Below are 17522 nucleotides of genomic sequence, written 5' to 3'. Positions count from 1 at the left end.
GCAGCAAGGGGCGTGATGGCGTAGAATCAATCACCGGGCCCAAGTTTCTTGCGCCCGGTTTTTTGTGGCCGAATCGTCCGGGTGCTACTCGTCGCGTCCCGCGAATTCGCTCCAGCCGCCACAAGAAGACCGGCCAAGCCAAGCGCTCATCCGTTTGTGCTTTTTCGACATCCTTTCATAGGACTTGGCCATGCAAATCTTCGACTACGACAACATCCTCCTGCTTCCCCGCAAGTGCCGCGTGGAAAGCCGCTCCGAATGCGACGCCAGCGTCGAGCTGGGCGGGCGCAGCTTCCGCATCCCGGTCGTTCCGGCCAACATGAAGACGGTGGTCGACGAGACCATCTGCACGTGGCTGGCCAAGAACGGCTACTTCTACGTCATGCACCGCTTCGACCTCGACAACGTCAAGTTCGTCAAGGACATGCATGCCCAAGGCGTTTTCGCCTCGATCTCGCTGGGTGTGAAGAAGGCCGACTACGAGACCGTCGACCAACTGGTCGAGCAAGGCCTGGTGCCCGAATACATCACCATCGACATCGCGCACGGCCATGCGGACAGCGTGAAGAACATGATCGGCTACCTGAAGCAGAAGCTGCCGAAGTCCTTCGTCATTGCCGGCAACGTCGGGACGCCCGAGGCCGTGATCGACCTCGAAAACTGGGGAGCCGACGCCACGAAGGTGGGCATCGGTCCGGGCAAGGTCTGCATCACCAAGCTCAAGACCGGCTTCGGCACAGGCGGCTGGCAGCTGTCGGCGCTCAAGTGGTGCGCACGCGTGGCCACCAAGCCCATCATTGCCGACGGCGGCATCCGCGACCACGGCGACATTGCCAAGAGCATCCGCTTCGGCGCATCGATGGTCATGATCGGCTCCTTGTTTGCCGGGCATGAGGAATCGCCCGGCAAGACGGTCGAGGTCGACGGGATGCTCTACAAGGAGTACTACGGCTCGGCGAGCGACTTCAACAAGGGCGAATACAAGCACGTGGAAGGCAAGCGCATCCTCGAGCCGATCAAGGGCAAGCTGGCCAATACGCTCATCGAAATGGAGCAGGACGTGCAAAGCTCAATCAGCTACGCGGGCGGCCGCAAGCTGATGGACATCCGCAAGGTCAACTACGTGACGCTGGGCGGCGACAACGCAGGCGAGCATTTGCTGATGTAACTGGCCGAGCCATCGCGCATCGATGGCCTCGCAAATGCCCGCAGAACATGGCCGCCCCAGGGCGGCCATTTCGCTTTTCAGGCTTGCAGCAGTTGAAACGCCTGTTGATTCAGCGAATGGCCGGGTTCGGCCAGCGCATCGAGCACGCTGAAGTGCTGCATGCCGGGTACGGCTTCGCACACGGGAACGGTCGCCTTGCCCCACGCCTTCCTGATCAGCTTGTTCTGGCGCAGGAACTCCGGGCTTTCGTCACCACCGACCACAGCGTAGAGCTGGCCGCGTTGAGGCCGGGGCCACATCGCCGGGCTCACGAGTCGCACCTCGTCGGGCGTCAGCTTGAGCGACTGCTGGAACGACGGCGCTCGCCGCAACGGTTCCAGATCGAACAGACCCGATACCGACAACGCATTGCGCGCCAGATCAGGCGGCAGGTCGGGTGCAACGCGCGACCAGTCGCAGCCGAGCAACATGGCCGCCAGATGGCCGCCCGCGGAGTGGCCCGCCACTGTGATCCGGCGCGGATCGCCGCCGTAGGCGGAGATATGGCGCCAGGTCCAGGCCAGCGCGCGGGTCATCTGCAGCGCGATGTGCGAGATCGAAACAGGCGCCTGTTCACTGCCTGGGCACAGAGCGTAGTTCGGGACCACCACGCACACCTTTCGGCTTGTGAATGCAGGGGCAATGAAAGAATGCTGGCTCTTGTCCAGCGAGCGCCAGTAGCCACCGTGGATGAACACCAGCACTGGCGCGCCCGCGGCGTCGGTGGGAAACACATCGAGCTTCTCGCCCTCGCCATCGCCGAAGGGAAGATCGATGCTGCAGGTTTGCGTGGCGCGCACTTTCTCGGACTGCAGGGTCCAGCGCTCGAAGTAGTCGCCGAAGTCAGGCACCAGGGCGCGGTTGTTGTACATGCGCTCCAGCCAGTCGGGATCCTTCAGCCGGGGCTTGCTCGAAGTCTTCTTGTGTGAATCCATGCCGGCGATGATGGCATGGTCAGCGGGGGCCGCGACGCCGATGTGCCGATCGCGGGCTTTCACGCTAGACTTGCGATCTGCGTTGGGGGGGTAGCTCAGCTGGGAGAGCGCCGCGTTCGCAATGCGGAGGTCGGGAGTTCGATCCTCCTCCTCTCCACCAAAGTCCCAAAAGCCAGGCCCTCGGTTCGCGATGGCCTGGCTTTTCTTTTGGGGTGACGCGCGACTCCCGCCGCGCGCCACCAGTTGGTCAATCCGCCTCGACGAAGGCCTCTTCGCGCTTGCTGCGCACAGACGGGCTCAGCACCACGATCAGCAGCAGCACCGCGCCGATCAAGAGGCCCGCGGAGATCGGCCTGGTGACCAACACCCCCCAGTCTCCACGCGACAGGAGCAGCGCCCGCCGCAGGTTCTCTTCCATCATCGGCCCGAGGATCAGGCCAAGCAGCAGCGGCGCCGGCTCGCATTCGAGCTTGTGAAAGATATAGCCGACGATGCCGAACAGGCCAACCATCCAGACGTCGAAAGTGTTGTTGTTGGTCGAGTACACGCCAATGGCACAGAACAGCACGATCGCGGGAAACAGCCACCGGTACGGGATCGTCAGCAGCTTGATCCAGATGCTGATGAGCGGAAGGTTCAGGATGATCAGCATCAGGTTGCCGATCCACATCGAAGCGATGAGGCCCCAGAACAACTCGGGGTTGCTCGACATGACCTGAGGGCCAGGCTGGATGTTGTGGATGGTCATCGCGCCAACCATGAGCGCCATGACCGGGTTGCCCGGGATGCCCAGCGTCAGCAGCGGGATGAAGGACGTCTGCGCGCCCGCATTGTTGGCCGACTCCGGCCCGGCAACGCCTCGGATGTTGCCCGTTCCCAGGGGCTTCTCGCCAGCTCGCAGGGGCATCTTCTTCTCGAGCGTGTACGAGGCAAATGAAGACAGCAGCGAGCCGCCGCCCGGCAGGATGCCCAGCGTGCAACCGAGTGCCGTCCCGCGCAGGACTGCGGGGGTCATGTCGCGGAAGTCTTGTGCTGTCGGCCACAGGTGGGTCACGCTCGCCACGCCGACGTCGCGCTCCTGTTCGGGCTTGGACAGGTTGGCGATGATCTCGCCGTAGCCGAAGATGCCCATCGCGATGGCGATGAAGCTGATGCCGTCGGTCAATTCGGGAATGTCGAAGGAATAGCGGGCAACGCCCGAATTCACGTCGGTGCCGATCAGCCCGATGAGCAAGCCCAGGAAGATCATGCAGATGGCCTTGAGCAGCGAGCCCGAAGCCAGCACCACGGCGCCGATGAGGCCCAGCACCATCAGCGAGAAATACTCAGCCGGCCCGAACTTGAATGCAAGCTCAGTGAGCGGCGGCGCGAAAGCTGCCAGGATCAAGGTGCCGACGCACCCCGCAAAGAACGATCCAAGGCCGGCGGCGGCAAGCGCAGGGCCACCGCGTCCCTGCTTGGCCATCTGGTGCCCATCGAGCGTTGTCACGACCGACGCCGATTCGCCTGGCAGATTGACCAGGATGGCCGTGGTCGACCCCCCGTATTGCGATCCGTAGTAGATGCCCGCCAGGGCGATCAGCGCAGCCACCGGCGGCAGTGCGTAGGTGGCCGGCAGAAGCATGGCGATCGTTGCCACGGGTCCGATGCCCGGAAGCACACCGATCAGCGTGCCAAGCAGGCAGCCGACGAAGGCGTACATCAGGTTCTGGATGGTGAATGCGTGCTCGAAACCGAGCGCCAGGTGTTGGAACAGTTCCATCGTCGTACCCCTGGGTCAACCCGAAATGAAAGTGGGCCAGACCTGGAATTGCAGACTCAGGCCAACGATGAAAGTGAGGTAGCTGCCAATCGCCAGCACTGTCGCCAGGACCAGCGCTGACTTGAGCGAAAACTTCGTTCCCGCCATGGCCGCCACGACCACGAGCGCATAGATGGCGACGATCAAGCCCATGGCGGGCAAGTCGATGGTGGGCATTCCGCCGAGCAGGATGCCGAAGACCAAGTTGGCACCGATCACCAGCAACAGGGGCTTCCACGCAATCGAACCGATGGTGTTGGGCTCCTCGGACGAGCGCAGCGACAGCGCCGCGACCACCAGTCCCAGAAGGCTCAGGATCCCACCGAGCAGCAGCGGAAAGTAGCCCGGGCCCATGCGCGCAGCACTGCCGATGTTGTAGTTGCCGGCACCAATGGCAAAGCTGGCGCCGGCAATGGCGAACATGAGTCCTGAATAGAAGTCCTTCTGGCGCTTGATCTTCATCTGATGAGCGGTCCTTTTAGTCCCGGGAAAATTGAAGAGAGAGATATGCCCGCACGGCAGAAGCCATGCGGTTTCGCAACCGCATGGCATGACCAGGGGGAATCAGTACGGGCCAACGCCGATCGAGTGAGTGGCCGGCCGCAGTCGATTACTTCATGATATGAATAACTTTACATCATGTCGTGAGTAATATCCCTGAGAGATTGAAAGCGCGCTGAAATTGCGCCTTCGACCGCACTGTTACAGTGCGCGCACATTTCAAAACACCGGTATTTGGCGATGTCTGGGGACCCCATGAGCGACAAGCAGCGCTTCGAGGCGTTGTCGGAGTTTCGCTACCACCTGCGCAGCTTTCTGCGCTTCAGCGAAGACGCGGCGCGAGTTCAAGGCGTGACAGCACTGCAGTACCAGTTGATGCTTCACACCCAAGGCTTCGAGGGGCGAGACTGGGCCACGGTGAGCGAGCTGGCCGAGCGCCTGCAGGCGCAGCTGCATGGCGTCGTGGCTCTGGTTTCACGATGCGAAGACCTGGACTTGGTGCGCCGGCAACCCAGTCAGACCGATCGCCGTTCCGTTGAAGTCCATCTGACGCCCAAAGGCCGCCGCACGCTCGGCAGCCTTGCGATCCAGCATGCGGACCAGCTTTCAAACCTCGCCGAGGCTGTCCGCAAGGCCAGCTTGATCGCCGACGCCTGACCGGGCTTGCCGGCCGACGTCGCGCAATCACGGCGCGCGGAGGGTCTGTTATTTCGGAGCGGGTTGTGCCGAACGTGTCGGTCGGCCATCTCGCTCGGGAATGAATGCGTAGGCCGCATCGGCGTCGCGCAAGCGCACGGCCGCCATCTGGGGCGCGGCGATTCGACTCGCCACGGCATCGGAGGACCCTTGCTGCGAGCCTTGCATCGATGGATTGGCTTCGCACGGCCGATCCGAGATCACCAGTTGACCGCTTTCATCCTTGCAGCGATGAATTTGCGCTGCAACGCCAAGGCTTGCACCGGAGAGCACAAGCAGCACAGTTGCGCGACGCGCGTAAGAGTGAAAGAGGGCCGGCATGTGCAATGGAGTGCTTGTTGCGGATGGGTCATCGTAGGTCCACAAAGCACGCGCATGGGCGATTCGCACTGCCCGAAGACCGGCACTATTTGGCAGTTTTGCGAACCAGCAACACATTGAAACATTTGTTTTGTGCCGCTGAATACCTCCGGTCTATCCATCGATAGTCTTTCAACATTGCCAGCGCTCGTTGGACTCCACGCTAAAAAGTGGGCTATAATCGACGGATTGCCTGAAATCAAACAACAAAGTTTATTCGGGCACGCCAAAAGCCTACGAGGCAGCATTGAGTCAGTGCACCCCTTCGTCAGGCGCCTTGAGCGAACAGTTCAAGGGCTCTTAGCTCAGTTGGTAGAGCAGCGGACTCTTAATCCGTAGGTCGAGTGTTCGAGTCACTCAGGGCCCACCAACATTGAAGGCACCCAGGTCTCCAGACCCGGGTGCCTTTTTCATTTCCGCCCGGCGAAGACATTCGAGCGACCCCGTGGCCTTTGCCAGCCGCGATGCGAACTCCAGGACTAAGCACTTCGCACTAGGTCTGCGAGTCGGCGTGGCAAGAAATAGACACACAACTCGAGGCGACAGCGATCGTGAGCACCCGCTACCGGCATTGCGCTATCCTTCGCCGACTGTGCCGGCGAACGGTCCGCCAGAGGGGAAACATGCCATGGCGCCCCTTGAGACTTTGGGCCGAGTAATGCCAAATGCTGCGCAGCACTCGCCCATCATCACGATTTACACCGCCGGTGCGATCGGCGATGATGAAGAATCATTTTGTGACGACTTCTAACAACAGTTGATGGCTGCCGCAGCAGATCCGCTCGCAAGAGACAGCACCCCCGTGGCATTGCCGGGGCTGGCTCGTGCACTCATTGCCGCCGGCAACCTGCAGGCCCGGACTGCAGAAGACATCTATCGCAAATCCAAGGCATCGCGCAACAGCTTCATTGCAGAACTGACGGGCAGTGGCGCGGTTTCCGCGTCCGACCTTGCACATACCCTGTCCAGCGCATTTGGTGCACCGCTGCTGGACCTCGATGCCGTCGACCCGCAACGCCTTCCCAAGGACCTCCTAGATCCAAAGTTGTGCGTCGACTATCGCGTCGTCGTCCTCAGCAAGCGCAACAATCGGTTGATCGTGGCCACGGCCGATCCGTCGGACCAACAGGCCGTCGAGAAGATCAAGTTCGCCTCGCAAATGGGCGTCGACCTGGTCATCGCCGAATACGACAAGCTGACCCGCCTGATCGAGGCTGCCGCTGTCAGCGCTTCGGAGACCATCGACAGCATCGTCGGCACGGAATTCGAGTTCGACGAGAGCTCAGATTCGCAGGAATCGAACGATCAGGCGGTGGCCGCCGAGGTCGAGGACGCGCCAGTCGTGCGCTTTCTTCACAAGATGCTGCTGGATGCCTTCAGCATGCGGGCATCGGACATTCACTTCGAACCGTACGAGCACAGCTACCGGGTGCGCTTCCGGGTCGATGGGGAACTGCGCGAAATCGCAACCCCACCGGTCGTCATCAAGGAAAAGCTGGCGTCTCGCATCAAGGTCATCTCTCGCCTCGACATCTCGGAAAAGCGGATTCCGCAAGACGGCCGGATGAAGCTCAAGGTGGGCCCCGACCGCGTGATCGACTTCCGCGTCAGCACGCTGCCCACCCTGTTCGGCGAAAAGATCGTGATCCGTATTCTCGATCCCAGCAGCGCTCGGCTGGGCATCGACGCTCTCGGCTACGACGCTCAGGAAAAGGAACGCCTGCTCAACGCCATTGGCCGTCCTTACGGCATGGTGCTGGTAACGGGGCCGACGGGCTCGGGCAAGACGGTGTCGCTGTACACCTGCCTGAACCTGCTCAACAAGCCCGGCGTGAACATCGCGACCGCTGAGGACCCATCCGAAATCAACCTGCCCGGCGTCAACCAGGTCAACGTCAACGACAAGGCGGGGCTGACGTTTGCGGCAGCGCTGCGCGCCTTCCTGCGCCAGGATCCCGACATCATCATGGTCGGCGAAATCCGCGACCTCGAAACGGCCGATATCGCCATCAAGGCGGCGCAGACCGGTCACTTGGTGCTGTCGACGCTGCACACCAACGACGCGCCAACCACGCTCACACGGATGCGCAACATGGGCATCGCGCCCTTCAACATCGCGTCCAGCGTGATCTTGATCACCGCTCAGCGCCTGGCGCGGCGCCTTTGCGTGGTCTGCCGCGAGCCGCACGACGTACCGACCGAGGCCCTGATCGATGCGGGCTTCAAGCCGAGCGAACTCGGCGGGTGGAAGCCCTATCGACCTGTCGGCTGCAACGCCTGCAATGGCGGCTACAAGGGTCGCGTCGGCATCTACCAGGTGATGCCGATCAGCGAAGAGATCCAGAAGATCATCCTGCGCGATGGAAGTGCTCTCGAAATCTCGCAGCAAGCCGAGACCGAGGGCGTCCGCACGCTGCGGCAATCTGGCCTGCAGAAGGTCATGCAGGGCCTGACATCACTCGAGGAAGTGGTGGCAGTCACCAACGAATAACAGCCGATTTCCGGAGAATCCATGGCCACCGCCGCATCTGCTCGCACTCACAAGGAATTCGTCTTCGAATGGGAAGGCAAGGACCGCAACGGCAAAGTCGTTCGCGGCGAAACGCGGGCCGCGGGCGAGAACCAGGTCATGGCTTCGCTGCGCCGACAAGGCGTTCTGACGACCAAGATCAAGAAGAAGCGGATGAGCTCCGGCAAGGCCATCAAGCCGAAGGACATCGCGATCTTCACCCGGCAGTTGGCCACCATGATGAAGGCCGGCGTGCCTTTGCTGCAGGCATTCGACATCGTGGGTCGGGGCAACGCCAACGCCAGCGTGAGCAGGTTGCTCAACGACATCCGCGCGGATGTCGAGACCGGCACGTCCCTGTCGTCGGCCTTCCGCAAGTACCCCAAGTACTTCGACAGCCTCTACTGCAACCTGGTCGAGGCCGGTGAAGCGGCCGGTATCCTGGAAGACTTGCTCGACCGGCTGGCCACTTACATGGAAAAGACCGAGGCGATCAAGGGCAAGATCAAGTCGGCCCTGATGTATCCGACCTCCGTGATCGTGGTGGCCTTCGTGGTCGTGTCGATCATCATGATCTTCGTGATTCCGGCCTTCAAGCAGGTGTTCACCTCGTTTGGCGCAGACCTCCCGGCCCCTACCCTCTTCGTGATGGGAATGAGCGAGTTCTTCGTGTCCTACTGGTGGTTGATCTTCGGCGTCATCGGCGGCGGCCTGTATTTCTTCATGCAGGCCTGGAAGCGCAACGAGCGCGTGCAGCAGGTCATGGACCGACTGCTGCTGCGCATGCCGATCTTCGGCGACCTGATCAACAAGTCCTGCATCGCGCGCTGGACGCGCACCCTGGCCACCATGTTCGCCGCCGGCGTTCCGCTGGTGGAGGCTTTGGATTCGGTCGGCGGTGCGTCGGGCAACTCGGTGTACGCAGACGCGACGACCAAGATCCAGCAAGAGGTATCGACCGGCACGAGCCTGACCAGCGCGATGACCAATGCCAACCTGTTCCCCTCGATGGTGATTCAGATGACGGCAATCGGCGAGGAATCCGGTTCGATCGATCACATGCTGGGCAAGGCCGCCGACTTCTACGAGCAAGAGGTCGACGACATGGTGGCGGGCCTGTCCAGCCTGATGGAGCCGATCATCATCGTCTTCCTGGGTGTGATCATCGGCGGCATCGTGGTGTCGATGTATCTGCCCATCTTCAAGCTCGGCCAGGTCGTCTGATGCTCGGTTCGCAAGGGCTGGACGCCGTCTTCGGCGGCGTTCTCGGTTTGCTCGTCGGCAGCTTTCTCAATGTGGTGGTCTACCGCGTCCCGGTGATGATGTATCGCCAGTGGCTGAACGACGCGATCGGCAACCTCATGAAGGTCGATGGCGTTCCCTCGCTGTGGAGCCTGGTCTTCGGACCGAACGCCAACACCCCGCCTGCCCTCGAGAAGGCGGCCACGGCAGCGGCCGAGCAAGTCGACGCCCTGCCCGCGTTCAACCTGATGCGGCCGGCGTCGCGCTGCGGACATTGCGGGGCACCGGTGCGCTTCTATCAGAACGTTCCGGTGATCAGTTACTTGTTCCTGCGCGGCCGCTGCGCGTCGTGCAAGGCGCGCATCAGCCTGCGCTATCCAGTCGTCGAACTCGTGACGGGCGCACTGTTTGCTCTTTGCGCCTGGCGCTTCGGTCTGACAATGACCGGCGCGCTTTGGGCTGCCTTTGCCGCGTTGCTGGTGTGCCAGTTCCTGATCGATCTGGACACGCAATATCTGCCCGATTCGCTCAACTACGCATTGCTGTGGTTGGGCTTGATCGGCGCGGCGCTGGGTCTGACCGGCGTTCCGCTTGCGTCCGCGATCTGGGGAGCCGTTTTCGGCTACCTCGGACTTTGGTTGATCTACCACGCCTACCGCTTGGCCACGGGCAAGCAAGGCATGGGCTACGGCGACTTCAAGCTGTTGGCCGCGCTCGGCGCATGGCTGGGTTCGGGTTATCTGATTGCCATCGTGCTGGTCTCGTCTCTCGTAGGCGCTGTGCTCGGCAGCATCCTGCTGCTAGCGGGCAAGCTGGCGCACAAGGACATTCCCATCTCCTTCGGGCCGTTCCTGGCAGGCGCGGGCCTGGTTTGCCTCGTCGCCGGGCCGGATACAGTTCGGCAATGGATTCCGTTCGCCTTTCCGCTGGGTTGACCCCCGGACAGCAGACGCGCGTGCATCGAATCGGCCTGACCGGCGGCATCGGAAGCGGCAAGAGCACCGTCGCCCGGATGCTGGTTGGCCTGGGGGCCACGCTGGTGGACACCGATGCCATCGCGCGCTCCATGACGCTCGCACACGGGGCCGCCATGCCAGCCATCGCGGCCGAGTTCGGCACGCAGATGGTTGCCCCGGACGGCAGCCTCGATCGGGACAGGATGCGATCCCTGGTGTTTGCCGACGCGCAGGCGAAGCGCCGGCTCGAAGCCATTCTTCACCCCCTCATCGGGCAGGAATGCGAGCGTCAGGCCGCCGCGGCGAGCGGCAATGCCGTCGTCTTTGATGTGCCACTTCTTGTGGAATCGCAGCGATGGCGCAGAATTGTCGATTTCGTCCTCGTCATCGATGCAAGCGAAGCGCATCAAATGCAACGAGTCGTCGACCGATCCGGCTGGTCCCCCGAGGCGGTAAGGGCTGTGATCGCTCAGCAAGCATCAAGAGCACAACGACGCGCTGCTGCCGACGCCATCATTTGCAACGAAAATCTGACTTTCGCGCAACTCGAAGACGAAGTACGCAAACTGTGGCGACAATGGGCGCTACCTGCCGTCTGAGCGCTGCGGCCCTTGCCGAATCCTGCAATCTGACGATCCCGACTGGAAACCAACCCGCGTGATCCTCTACGAATACCCTTTCAACGAACGCATCCGCACCTACCTGCGGCTCGAACACCTGTTTCGCCGTCTTGGCGAACTGGTGCCTAGCGATTCGCCCCTGCTTCACCACTACGCGCTGGTGACCATCTTCGAAATCATGGATGTCTCGGCGCGTGCCGATCTCAAGTCCGACGTGATGCGCGACCTGGACAAGCACAAGAGCGTGTTCGCCAGCTATCGCGGCAATCCCGCCATCTCGGAGGAGGTGCTGGAGCAAGTCATCGGACAGTTGGAGCGCAACTTCAACACGCTCAACGCCGCTACAGGCAAGGCGGGACAAGGACTGACCGAGAACGAATGGCTGATGAGCATTCGCAGTCGGGCCAACATACCCGGCGGCACCTGTGAGTTCGACCTGCCTGCTTACTATGCCTGGCAACATCACTCACCCGCGGAGCGACGCGCCGACATCGAGCGCTGGGCTTCCACCCTGGCGCCGATGGCCGAGTCGATCTATCTGCTGCTCAAACTGCTGCGCGAAGCGGACGTGCCCTACAAGGTCATGTCGTCCGGCGGGCAGTACCAGCAAACCTTGCCGCAGGGGCGCAGCTTTCAACTGCTGCGGCTTCGCATCGACCCGGCACTCGGGCTGATTCCGGAGATCAGCGGGAATCGACTGATGGTGTCGGTGCGGCTGATGCGCCATGGCTCCGACGATCGACTCCACGCCACCAACGACGACGCGAGCTTCGAACTGACGCTTTGCGCCTGACCTTGCTGCGCATTCTTCTGCCGATCTCGCCCCGATGGCCCGCATGACAGACACCAAGCCAAAGTTCAGCGCCCGCACAGTCCGCTGCCCAGCCTGCGGACGCGACAGTGTGTACAGCCCAGAGAATCCCTACCGACCTTTTTGCAGCGCGCGCTGCAAGGGGGTGGACCTGGGCGCTTGGGCGAATGAGGAGTTCAAATTGCCCGCGGAGGCTCCTCCCGACGACGAGCCTTTTGGCGATCCGCGCTTGCAATAGCGCCGCAGCAGTCGGCGGGCGATCTGCAAGTGAGATATCGCTTCAGGTCTGCGCCTGACCGCGTTCCTCTGCCATCCAAGCCAGCACCGGCAATGCCCCTGGCAAAACGGGCGTGACCGTCAGCGGCAATTGCTGCCAGCACATCGCTTGGCCTTCCCGCATCTCGAATTCGCCTTGCCATTCGCGCACCTTGCACCAGTGGAGGCGAACCAGTGCATGGGGATAGTCGTGCTCGGTGGTCTTCCAGACCTCGGCGGCGCCGATGGTGATGCCCAGTTCTTCGTGCAGTTCGCGCCGCAAGGCCTGCTCGACCGTTTCTCCGGCTTCGATCTTGCCGCCCGGAAACTCCCAATACCCGGCGTAAGGTTTGCCGTCGGGCCGCGTGGAGAGCAAGAGCGCGTCGTCTTCGCTGCGAATCAGGATGCCGACGGCGACCTCGGTGTGCTTGCGAGCGCCCGCCATCGTCATGCGCCCGCGCGCCCCGTGAAGTCACGGGCGAACTGGTAGGCCACGCGCCCGCTGCGAGAGCCGCGCTCCAACGCCCACACCAAGGCCTCTGGTCTGGCCGCCTCGATGGCGTTCGCGTCGGCGCCAAAGTGCGACAGCCATTGCGCGACGATCGCCAGATACTCGCTCTGGCTGAATGGATAGAAGCTCACCCACAAGCCGAAGCGCTCGGAAAGAGAAATCTTCTCTTCAATGACCTCGCCCGGATGCACCTCGCCATCCTCGGTGTGGGTATAGGTGAGGTTTTCCTTCATGTACTCGGGAAGGAGGTGGCGTCGGTTGCTGGTCGCGTAGATCAGCACATTCGGCGTGGCCGCGGCCACCGAGCCGTCCAGGATGCTCTTGAGCGCCTTGTAGCCCGGCTCGCCCTCGTCGAAGCTCAGATCGTCGCTGAAGATGATGAACTTCTCGGGCCGGTTGGAGACCACCTCGATGATGTCGGGAAGATCGGTCAGCTCAGCCTTGTCGACCTCGATCAGGCGCAAGCCCTGCGGCGCAAAGGCATGCAGGCACGCACGGATGAGCGAAGACTTGCCGGTCCCGCGCGCACCGGTCAGCAGCACGTTGTTGGCCGGCTTGCCCTGCACGAACTGGCGCGTGTTGCGCTCGATCTTTTCTTTCTGCGCGTCGATCTCTTTCAGATCCTCCAGCGCCATCTGGGCCACATGGCGGACGGGCTCCAGCGTGCCATGCCCCGAACTGCGGCGGCGGTAGCGCCACGCAATGGAAGCGTTCCAGTCTGCAGGCGCCGTCAGCGGCTGAGGCAGCACCGCCTGGACGCGATCGATGAGTTGCTCGACGCGCTCGATCAGGCGTTCGAATTTGTCGTTCATCGGAAAATCAGCTGCGGTAGTCCGCATTGATGGACACATAGTCGTAGCTGAGGTCGCAGGTCCAGACGGTGTCCGATGCCTGACCACGGCCGAGCACCACGCGCACCGTGATCTCGCTCCTGGCCATGACGCGCTGTCCGTCTTCCTCTCTGTAGGCGGGATTGCGTCCGCCCTTGACGGCCACATGCACATCGTCCAGGAAGAGGTCGATGCCGGTCTGGTCAAGGTCTGCGATCCCTGCATAGCCCACCGCCGCCAGGATGCGGCCCAGGTTCGGGTCACTCGCGAAGAACGCCGTCTTGACCAGCGGCGAGTGGGCAATCGCGTACGCCACCTGCCGGCACTCGGCAGCGTCGCGGCCGCCTTCCACCTTGACGGTGATGAACTTGGTCGCGCCTTCGCCGTCGCGCACGATCGCCTGCGCCAGCAGACGCGCCACTTCCTGCATCGCCTCCAGGAGCGCTTGCCCCTCGGCGGAGTCGAGCGTACGAATGACCGCATGCGACGCCTTGCCCGTGGCGATGACCACGAAGGAATCATTGGTGGATGTATCGCCATCCACCGTCACGCGATTGAAGGAGCCCTCGGCCAACTGGCGAGCCAATGGCTGCATCAACTCAGGCGCGACACACGCGTCAGTCGCCATGAAGCCCAGCATCGTGGCCATGTTCGGGCGAATCATGCCGGCGCCCTTGCTGACACCTGTGATATTGATGGTAGCTCCGCCGACTTGCACCTGGCGGCTGAAGGCCTTGGGTACGGTGTCGGTCGTCATGATGCCCTCGGCGGCGCGCGCCCAATGCTCTGGTTTGGCATCGTCGATGGCTGCGGGCAGGCCGGCCTCGATGCGGTCCAGTGGCAACGGCTCCATGATCACGCCGGTGGAGAACGGCAGCACCTGCTCCGGTGCGACGTCCAGCAACCGCGCCGCCGCAATGCACGTGGCGCGCGCGCGAGTGAGGCCGTCTTCGCCGGTACCGGCATTGGCGTTACCCGTGTTGATCACGAGCGCGCGAATGCCGAAATTTGCGGCCAGATGGTCGCGGCAAACCTGGACGGGCGCCGCACAGAAGCGATTCTGGGTAAAGACGCCACCGACGCTGGCGCCCTCGTCCAGCAGCACGACGGTCAGGTCCTTGCGACCGGCCTTGCGTACGCCGGCTTCGGTCACACCGATGCGCACGCCACTGACGGAATGCAGAGCCTTCGGGTCGGGAGCTGAAAGGTTGACGGGCATGAGACGACTCTCCTGAAACTGATGGATCCGCGTTGAGACAGCCTGCGCAGGCCGGACCATGCACCTCAGCGCATCGCCCGGCGCAGCATCAAGTCAGCTTGCCGTGGCACTGCTTGAACTTCTTGCCGCTGCCGCATGGGCAAGGATCGTTGCGGCCAACGCGAGCGAATTCGCCGGCCGGCAGTGCGCCTGCAGCCGCCGAGGCAATCCGGCGCTGGCTCGCCTCGTCGGTCCGAGTCTCGGGCTCACCGGTTTCATTGGGCGCGCTGTACGTGATGTTGGAAATGCTTTCGCCGCGGTCTTCCATGACCTGCGCTGCCTCTTCCAACTGCTCGCTGGATTGGATTCGCACCGTCATGAGCTGGCGCGTCACTTCGTTCTTGACGGCGTCCAGCAGTTGCCCAAACAGCTCGAAGGCTTCGCGCTTGTACTCCTGCTTGGGTTGCTTCTGCGCATAGCCCCGCAGATGAATGCCTTGACGAAGATAGTCCAGTGCGGCCAGGTGCTCGCGCCAATGAACGTCGATACTCTGCAGCAGCACCATGCGCTCGAACTGGGTGAAGTTTTCCTGTCCGATCAGCTGGACCTTCGCATCGAAGGCGGCATTTGCGGCCTCCAGCACCTTCTCGACGACGTCTTCGTCCGCAATGGCGCTGGACTGCTCAACGATCTGCGTGAGCGGCAACTGGATATCCCAGTCGTTGGCGAGCGCCTTCTCCAGCCCCGCCAGATCCCACTGCTCCTCCACCGACTCGGCCGGAACGTATTGGCGAACGAGGTCAATAAAGCAGCCTTCGCGCAAGGCCTGAATCTGAGCGCCCAGGTCGGCCGCGTCGAGGATGTCGTTGCGCTGCTGGTAGATGACCTTGCGTTGATCGTTCGACACGTCGTCGTATTCGAGCAGCTGCTTGCGCACATCGAAGTTGCGCGCCTCGACCTTGCGCTGCGCACTCTCGATGCTGCGAGTGACGATGCCGGCCTCGATGGCCTCGCCCTCGGGCATCTTCAGGCGATCCATGATGGCGCGCACCCGGTCGCCAGCAAAAATGCGCATGAGCGGATCGTCCAGGCTCAGGTAGAAGCGCGACGAACCCCTGTCACCCTGCCGGCCCGAGCGGCCGCGCAACTGGTTGTCGATGCGCCGCGACTCGTGACGCTCCGTCGCAATGATGCGCAAGCCGCCCTGCTCCGTGACGAATGCATGGTCCTTGGCCCATTGCTCCCGCAATTGTTCGATCTGTACCCGGCGAGTCGCATCGTCCACTTCAGGATCGAGTTCGAGCGCCTCGATGGCCTTCTCGACGTTGCCACCCAGCACGATATCGGTGCCGCGGCCGGCCATGTTGGTGGCGATCGTGATCATCTTGGGCCGACCGGCCTGAGCCACGATGTCGGCTTCGCGCGCGTGCTGCTTGGCATTGAGCACCTGATGCGGCAGTTGCGCCTGCGTCAGCAGCGCAGAGATGATTTCCGAGTTTTCGATGGAAGACGTGCCCACCAAGACAGGCTGGCCGCGCTCGTAGCATTCGCGGATATCGTCGATCGCTGCCTGATATTTTTCAGGCGTGGTCTTGTAGACCCGGTCGAGCTGATCGTCGCGGCTGCTTTTCTTGTTCGGGGGAATGATGACGGTCTCGAGACCGTAGATTTCCTGAAACTCGTACGCTTCGGTGTCGGCGGTGCCGGTCATGCCGGCGAGCTTGCCGTACAGGCGGAAGTAGTTCTGGAAAGTGATGGAGGCCAGGGTCTGATTCTCGGCCTGGATGTTCACGCCTTCCTTGGCTTCCACGGCCTGGTGCAAACCGTCGCTCCAGCGGCGGCCCGACATCAATCGCCCGGTGAACTCGTCGACGATGATCACCTCGCCCTGCTGGACCACGTAGTGCTGGTCACGGTGGTACAGATGCTGCGCCCGCAGTGCCGCATTCAAGTGGTGCATCAGCGTGATGTTGGCGGGGTCGTACAGCGACGCGCCTTCCGGCAGCAGCTTGAACTGCGACAACAGTTGCTCGGCCTTTTCGTGACCGTCTTCCGTGAGATGGACCTGATGGGTCTTTTCATCGACGGTGAAGTCGCCGGGCTTGGTCACCCCCTCGCCGGTACGCGGATCGGCTTCGCCTTCCTGCCGCACCAGCAAAGGCACCACCTTGCGCATGGCAAGGTACAGCTCCGTGTGATCCTCGGCTTGCCCACTGATGATGAGCGGCGTGCGCGCCTCGTCGATCAGGATGGAGTCCACCTCGTCCACGATGGCGTAGTTCAGGCCACGCTGCACGCGGTCGCGCGTCTCGTAGACCATGTTGTCGCGCAGGTAGTCGAAGCCGTATTCGTTGTTCGTGCCGTAGGTGATGTCGGCCCCGTAGGCGGCCTGCTTCTCCTCGCGCGGCATGTTCGGCAGGTTGACGCCCACCGTCAGGCCCAGGAAGTTGTACAGACGGCCCATCCACTGAGCGTCGCGATTGGCCAGGTAGTCGTTGACCGTGACCACGTGCACACCCTTGCCGGCCAGTGCATTCAGGTAGACCGGCAGTGTGGCCGTCAGCGTCTTGCCCTCGCCGGTGCGCATTTCGGCGATCTTGCCGAAGTGCAGTGCCATGCCGCCGAGCATCTGCACATCGAAGTGCCGCATCTTCATGATGCGCTTGGAAGCTTCGCGAACGACGGCAAAAGCCTCGGGGAGAAGGTCGTCGGGCGTTTCACCCTTGGCCAGGCGATCCTTGAACTCCTGCGTCATGGCGCGCAGCGCGTCGTCGTCGAGCTTCTCGAACTGCGCCTCGAGTCCGTTGATGCGCGTCACCGTCTTGCGGTATTGCTTCAAGAGACGGTCGTTGCGACTGCCGAAGATCTGGGTCAGGAAATTGGTGGCCATGCGTGCTGGTCGGACACCGTGCCTTTTCAGAAAGACACGGAGCGGGACCGGAATCCTAGGATTGACAATATCGGCACTTGGGATCGCCCCCCTACCATTGCAAGGTCTTGCAAGGCCTGTGGGTGGTCCCGTGTACCACGCAGGTGACAAAAAAGCCCGCATTGGCAGGCCGCTTCCATCGCCGGCAAACCCTTCATTCT

The 17522-nt window shown here is 62.3% G+C and carries 16 protein-coding genes and 2 tRNA genes; 10 read left to right on the top strand and 8 right to left on the bottom strand.

The genetic code is table 11. The features are described from left to right. Positions 1 to 190: 190 nt before the first annotated feature. Entirely contained in the window at positions 191 to 1168 is a 978-nt protein-coding gene (locus QTH91_RS13275) for a GMP reductase (protein ID WP_286660531.1), read from the top strand. A gap of 77 nt (positions 1169 to 1245) precedes the next feature. Here the strand turns inward: QTH91_RS13275 and QTH91_RS13270 are convergent, their stop codons facing one another. Then, entirely contained in the window at positions 1246 to 2205 is a 960-nt protein-coding gene (locus tag QTH91_RS13270; RefSeq protein ID WP_286660530.1) for an alpha/beta hydrolase, read from the bottom strand. Positions 2206 to 2226: 21 nt separating this feature from the next. Here QTH91_RS13270 and QTH91_RS13265 point away from each other — a divergent pair. Beyond that, a tRNA-Ala gene (locus tag QTH91_RS13265) sits at positions 2227 to 2302 on the top strand. Between the two features lie 87 nt (positions 2303 to 2389). Here the strand turns inward: QTH91_RS13265 and QTH91_RS13260 are convergent. After that, complete coding sequence (locus QTH91_RS13260; RefSeq protein ID WP_286660529.1) at positions 2390 to 3904, bottom strand: tripartite tricarboxylate transporter permease; 1515 nt, start codon at positions 3902 to 3904, stop codon at positions 2390 to 2392. 15 nt (positions 3905 to 3919) lie between these two features. Beyond that, entirely contained in the window at positions 3920 to 4405 is a 486-nt protein-coding gene (locus tag QTH91_RS13255) for a tripartite tricarboxylate transporter TctB family protein (RefSeq protein ID WP_286660528.1), read from the bottom strand. A gap of 294 nt (positions 4406 to 4699) precedes the next feature. On the opposite strand from QTH91_RS13255, the gene QTH91_RS13250 reads away from it, so the two are divergent. After that, positions 4700 to 5101 (top strand): MarR family winged helix-turn-helix transcriptional regulator, encoded by a 402-nt coding sequence (locus tag QTH91_RS13250; RefSeq protein ID WP_286660527.1) that lies wholly within the window; start codon positions 4700 to 4702, stop codon positions 5099 to 5101. 48 nt (positions 5102 to 5149) lie between these two features. Here the strand turns inward: QTH91_RS13250 and QTH91_RS13245 are convergent, their stop codons facing one another. After that, positions 5150 to 5461, bottom strand: a complete 312-nt coding sequence (locus QTH91_RS13245; protein ID WP_286660526.1) for a DUF4124 domain-containing protein — start codon at positions 5459 to 5461, stop codon at positions 5150 to 5152. A gap of 333 nt (positions 5462 to 5794) precedes the next feature. Between QTH91_RS13245 and QTH91_RS13240 the strand changes: the two genes are divergently transcribed. From QTH91_RS13240 to QTH91_RS13210, 7 genes are all read left to right on the top strand, one after another. Then, positions 5795 to 5870 (top strand) — tRNA-Lys (locus QTH91_RS13240). A 390-nt stretch (positions 5871 to 6260) separates the two neighbouring features. Next, entirely contained in the window at positions 6261 to 7991 is a 1731-nt protein-coding gene (gene pilB, locus QTH91_RS13235) for a type IV-A pilus assembly ATPase PilB (protein ID WP_286660525.1), read from the top strand. Between the two features lie 21 nt (positions 7992 to 8012). After that, positions 8013 to 9233, top strand: a complete 1221-nt coding sequence (locus QTH91_RS13230) for a type II secretion system F family protein (protein WP_286660524.1) — start codon at positions 8013 to 8015, stop codon at positions 9231 to 9233. After that, complete coding sequence (locus QTH91_RS13225) at positions 9233 to 10186, top strand: prepilin peptidase (RefSeq protein ID WP_286660523.1); 954 nt, start codon at positions 9233 to 9235, stop codon at positions 10184 to 10186. Before QTH91_RS13230 ends, QTH91_RS13225 begins: the two co-directional genes overlap by 1 nt. Then, a complete protein-coding gene (gene coaE / locus QTH91_RS13220) occupies positions 10156 to 10806 on the top strand; it encodes a dephospho-CoA kinase (protein WP_286660522.1) in 651 nt (216 codons plus the stop codon). The genes QTH91_RS13225 and coaE overlap by 31 nt, the downstream gene beginning before the upstream one ends. 58 nt (positions 10807 to 10864) lie before the next feature. Then, a complete protein-coding gene (gene zapD, locus QTH91_RS13215; RefSeq protein ID WP_286660521.1) occupies positions 10865 to 11620 on the top strand; it encodes a cell division protein ZapD in 756 nt (251 codons plus the stop codon). 34 nt (positions 11621 to 11654) lie between these two features. Continuing rightward, a complete protein-coding gene (locus QTH91_RS13210; protein WP_286660520.1) occupies positions 11655 to 11876 on the top strand; it encodes a DNA gyrase inhibitor YacG in 222 nt (73 codons plus the stop codon). A 42-nt stretch (positions 11877 to 11918) separates the two neighbouring features. On the opposite strand, the gene mutT is transcribed toward QTH91_RS13210, so the two are convergent. The 4 genes from mutT to secA form a co-directional block, all read right to left on the bottom strand. Continuing rightward, positions 11919 to 12338, bottom strand: a complete 420-nt coding sequence (gene mutT, locus QTH91_RS13205) for an 8-oxo-dGTP diphosphatase MutT (protein ID WP_286660672.1) — start codon at positions 12336 to 12338, stop codon at positions 11919 to 11921. Between the two features lie 2 nt (positions 12339 to 12340). Further along, on the bottom strand, positions 12341 to 13216 hold the full coding sequence (locus QTH91_RS13200) for an ATP-binding protein (protein ID WP_286660519.1): 876 nt from the start codon (positions 13214 to 13216) through the stop codon (positions 12341 to 12343). Between the two features lie 7 nt (positions 13217 to 13223). After that, positions 13224 to 14453 carry a bifunctional glutamate N-acetyltransferase/amino-acid acetyltransferase ArgJ gene (gene argJ / locus QTH91_RS13195; RefSeq protein ID WP_286660518.1) on the bottom strand — a complete coding sequence of 410 codons (1230 nt, stop codon included), beginning with the start codon at positions 14451 to 14453 and terminating at the stop codon, positions 13224 to 13226. An 88-nt stretch (positions 14454 to 14541) separates the two neighbouring features. Further along, a complete protein-coding gene (gene secA / locus QTH91_RS13190; protein WP_286660517.1) occupies positions 14542 to 17322 on the bottom strand; it encodes a preprotein translocase subunit SecA in 2781 nt (926 codons plus the stop codon). Positions 17323 to 17522 lie beyond the last annotated feature (200 nt).

This window comes from Variovorax dokdonensis (genome assembly GCF_030316895.1).
GTDB lineage: Bacteria > Pseudomonadota > Gammaproteobacteria > Burkholderiales > Burkholderiaceae_C > Variovorax > Variovorax dokdonensis.
This window is presented reverse-complemented; position numbering and strand designations above follow the sequence as displayed.

Excerpts from the sequence above, each read along its gene's own strand:
- coaE (WP_286660522.1), top strand. The coding sequence starts at position 10,156 with ATGGATTCCGTTCGCCTTTCCGCTGGGTTGACCCCCGGACAGCAGACG.
- mutT (WP_286660672.1), bottom strand. The coding sequence starts at position 12,338 with ATGGCGGGCGCTCGCAAGCACACCGAGGTCGCCGTCGGCATCCTGATT.
- QTH91_RS13255 (WP_286660528.1), bottom strand. The coding sequence starts at position 4,405 with ATGAAGATCAAGCGCCAGAAGGACTTCTATTCAGGACTCATGTTCGCC.
- secA (WP_286660517.1), bottom strand. The coding sequence starts at position 17,322 with ATGGCCACCAATTTCCTGACCCAGATCTTCGGCAGTCGCAACGACCGT.
- QTH91_RS13210 (WP_286660520.1), top strand. The coding sequence starts at position 11,655 with ATGGCCCGCATGACAGACACCAAGCCAAAGTTCAGCGCCCGCACAGTC.
- QTH91_RS13260 (WP_286660529.1), bottom strand. The coding sequence starts at position 3,904 with ATGGAACTGTTCCAACACCTGGCGCTCGGTTTCGAGCACGCATTCACC.
- QTH91_RS13200 (WP_286660519.1), bottom strand. The coding sequence starts at position 13,216 with ATGAACGACAAATTCGAACGCCTGATCGAGCGCGTCGAGCAACTCATC.
- QTH91_RS13245 (WP_286660526.1), bottom strand. The coding sequence starts at position 5,461 with ATGCCGGCCCTCTTTCACTCTTACGCGCGTCGCGCAACTGTGCTGCTT.
- pilB (WP_286660525.1), top strand. The coding sequence starts at position 6,261 with ATGGCTGCCGCAGCAGATCCGCTCGCAAGAGACAGCACCCCCGTGGCA.
- QTH91_RS13275 (WP_286660531.1), top strand. The coding sequence starts at position 191 with ATGCAAATCTTCGACTACGACAACATCCTCCTGCTTCCCCGCAAGTGC.
- QTH91_RS13230 (WP_286660524.1), top strand. The coding sequence starts at position 8,013 with ATGGCCACCGCCGCATCTGCTCGCACTCACAAGGAATTCGTCTTCGAA.
- QTH91_RS13250 (WP_286660527.1), top strand. The coding sequence starts at position 4,700 with ATGAGCGACAAGCAGCGCTTCGAGGCGTTGTCGGAGTTTCGCTACCAC.
- QTH91_RS13225 (WP_286660523.1), top strand. The coding sequence starts at position 9,233 with ATGCTCGGTTCGCAAGGGCTGGACGCCGTCTTCGGCGGCGTTCTCGGT.
- argJ (WP_286660518.1), bottom strand. The coding sequence starts at position 14,453 with ATGCCCGTCAACCTTTCAGCTCCCGACCCGAAGGCTCTGCATTCCGTC.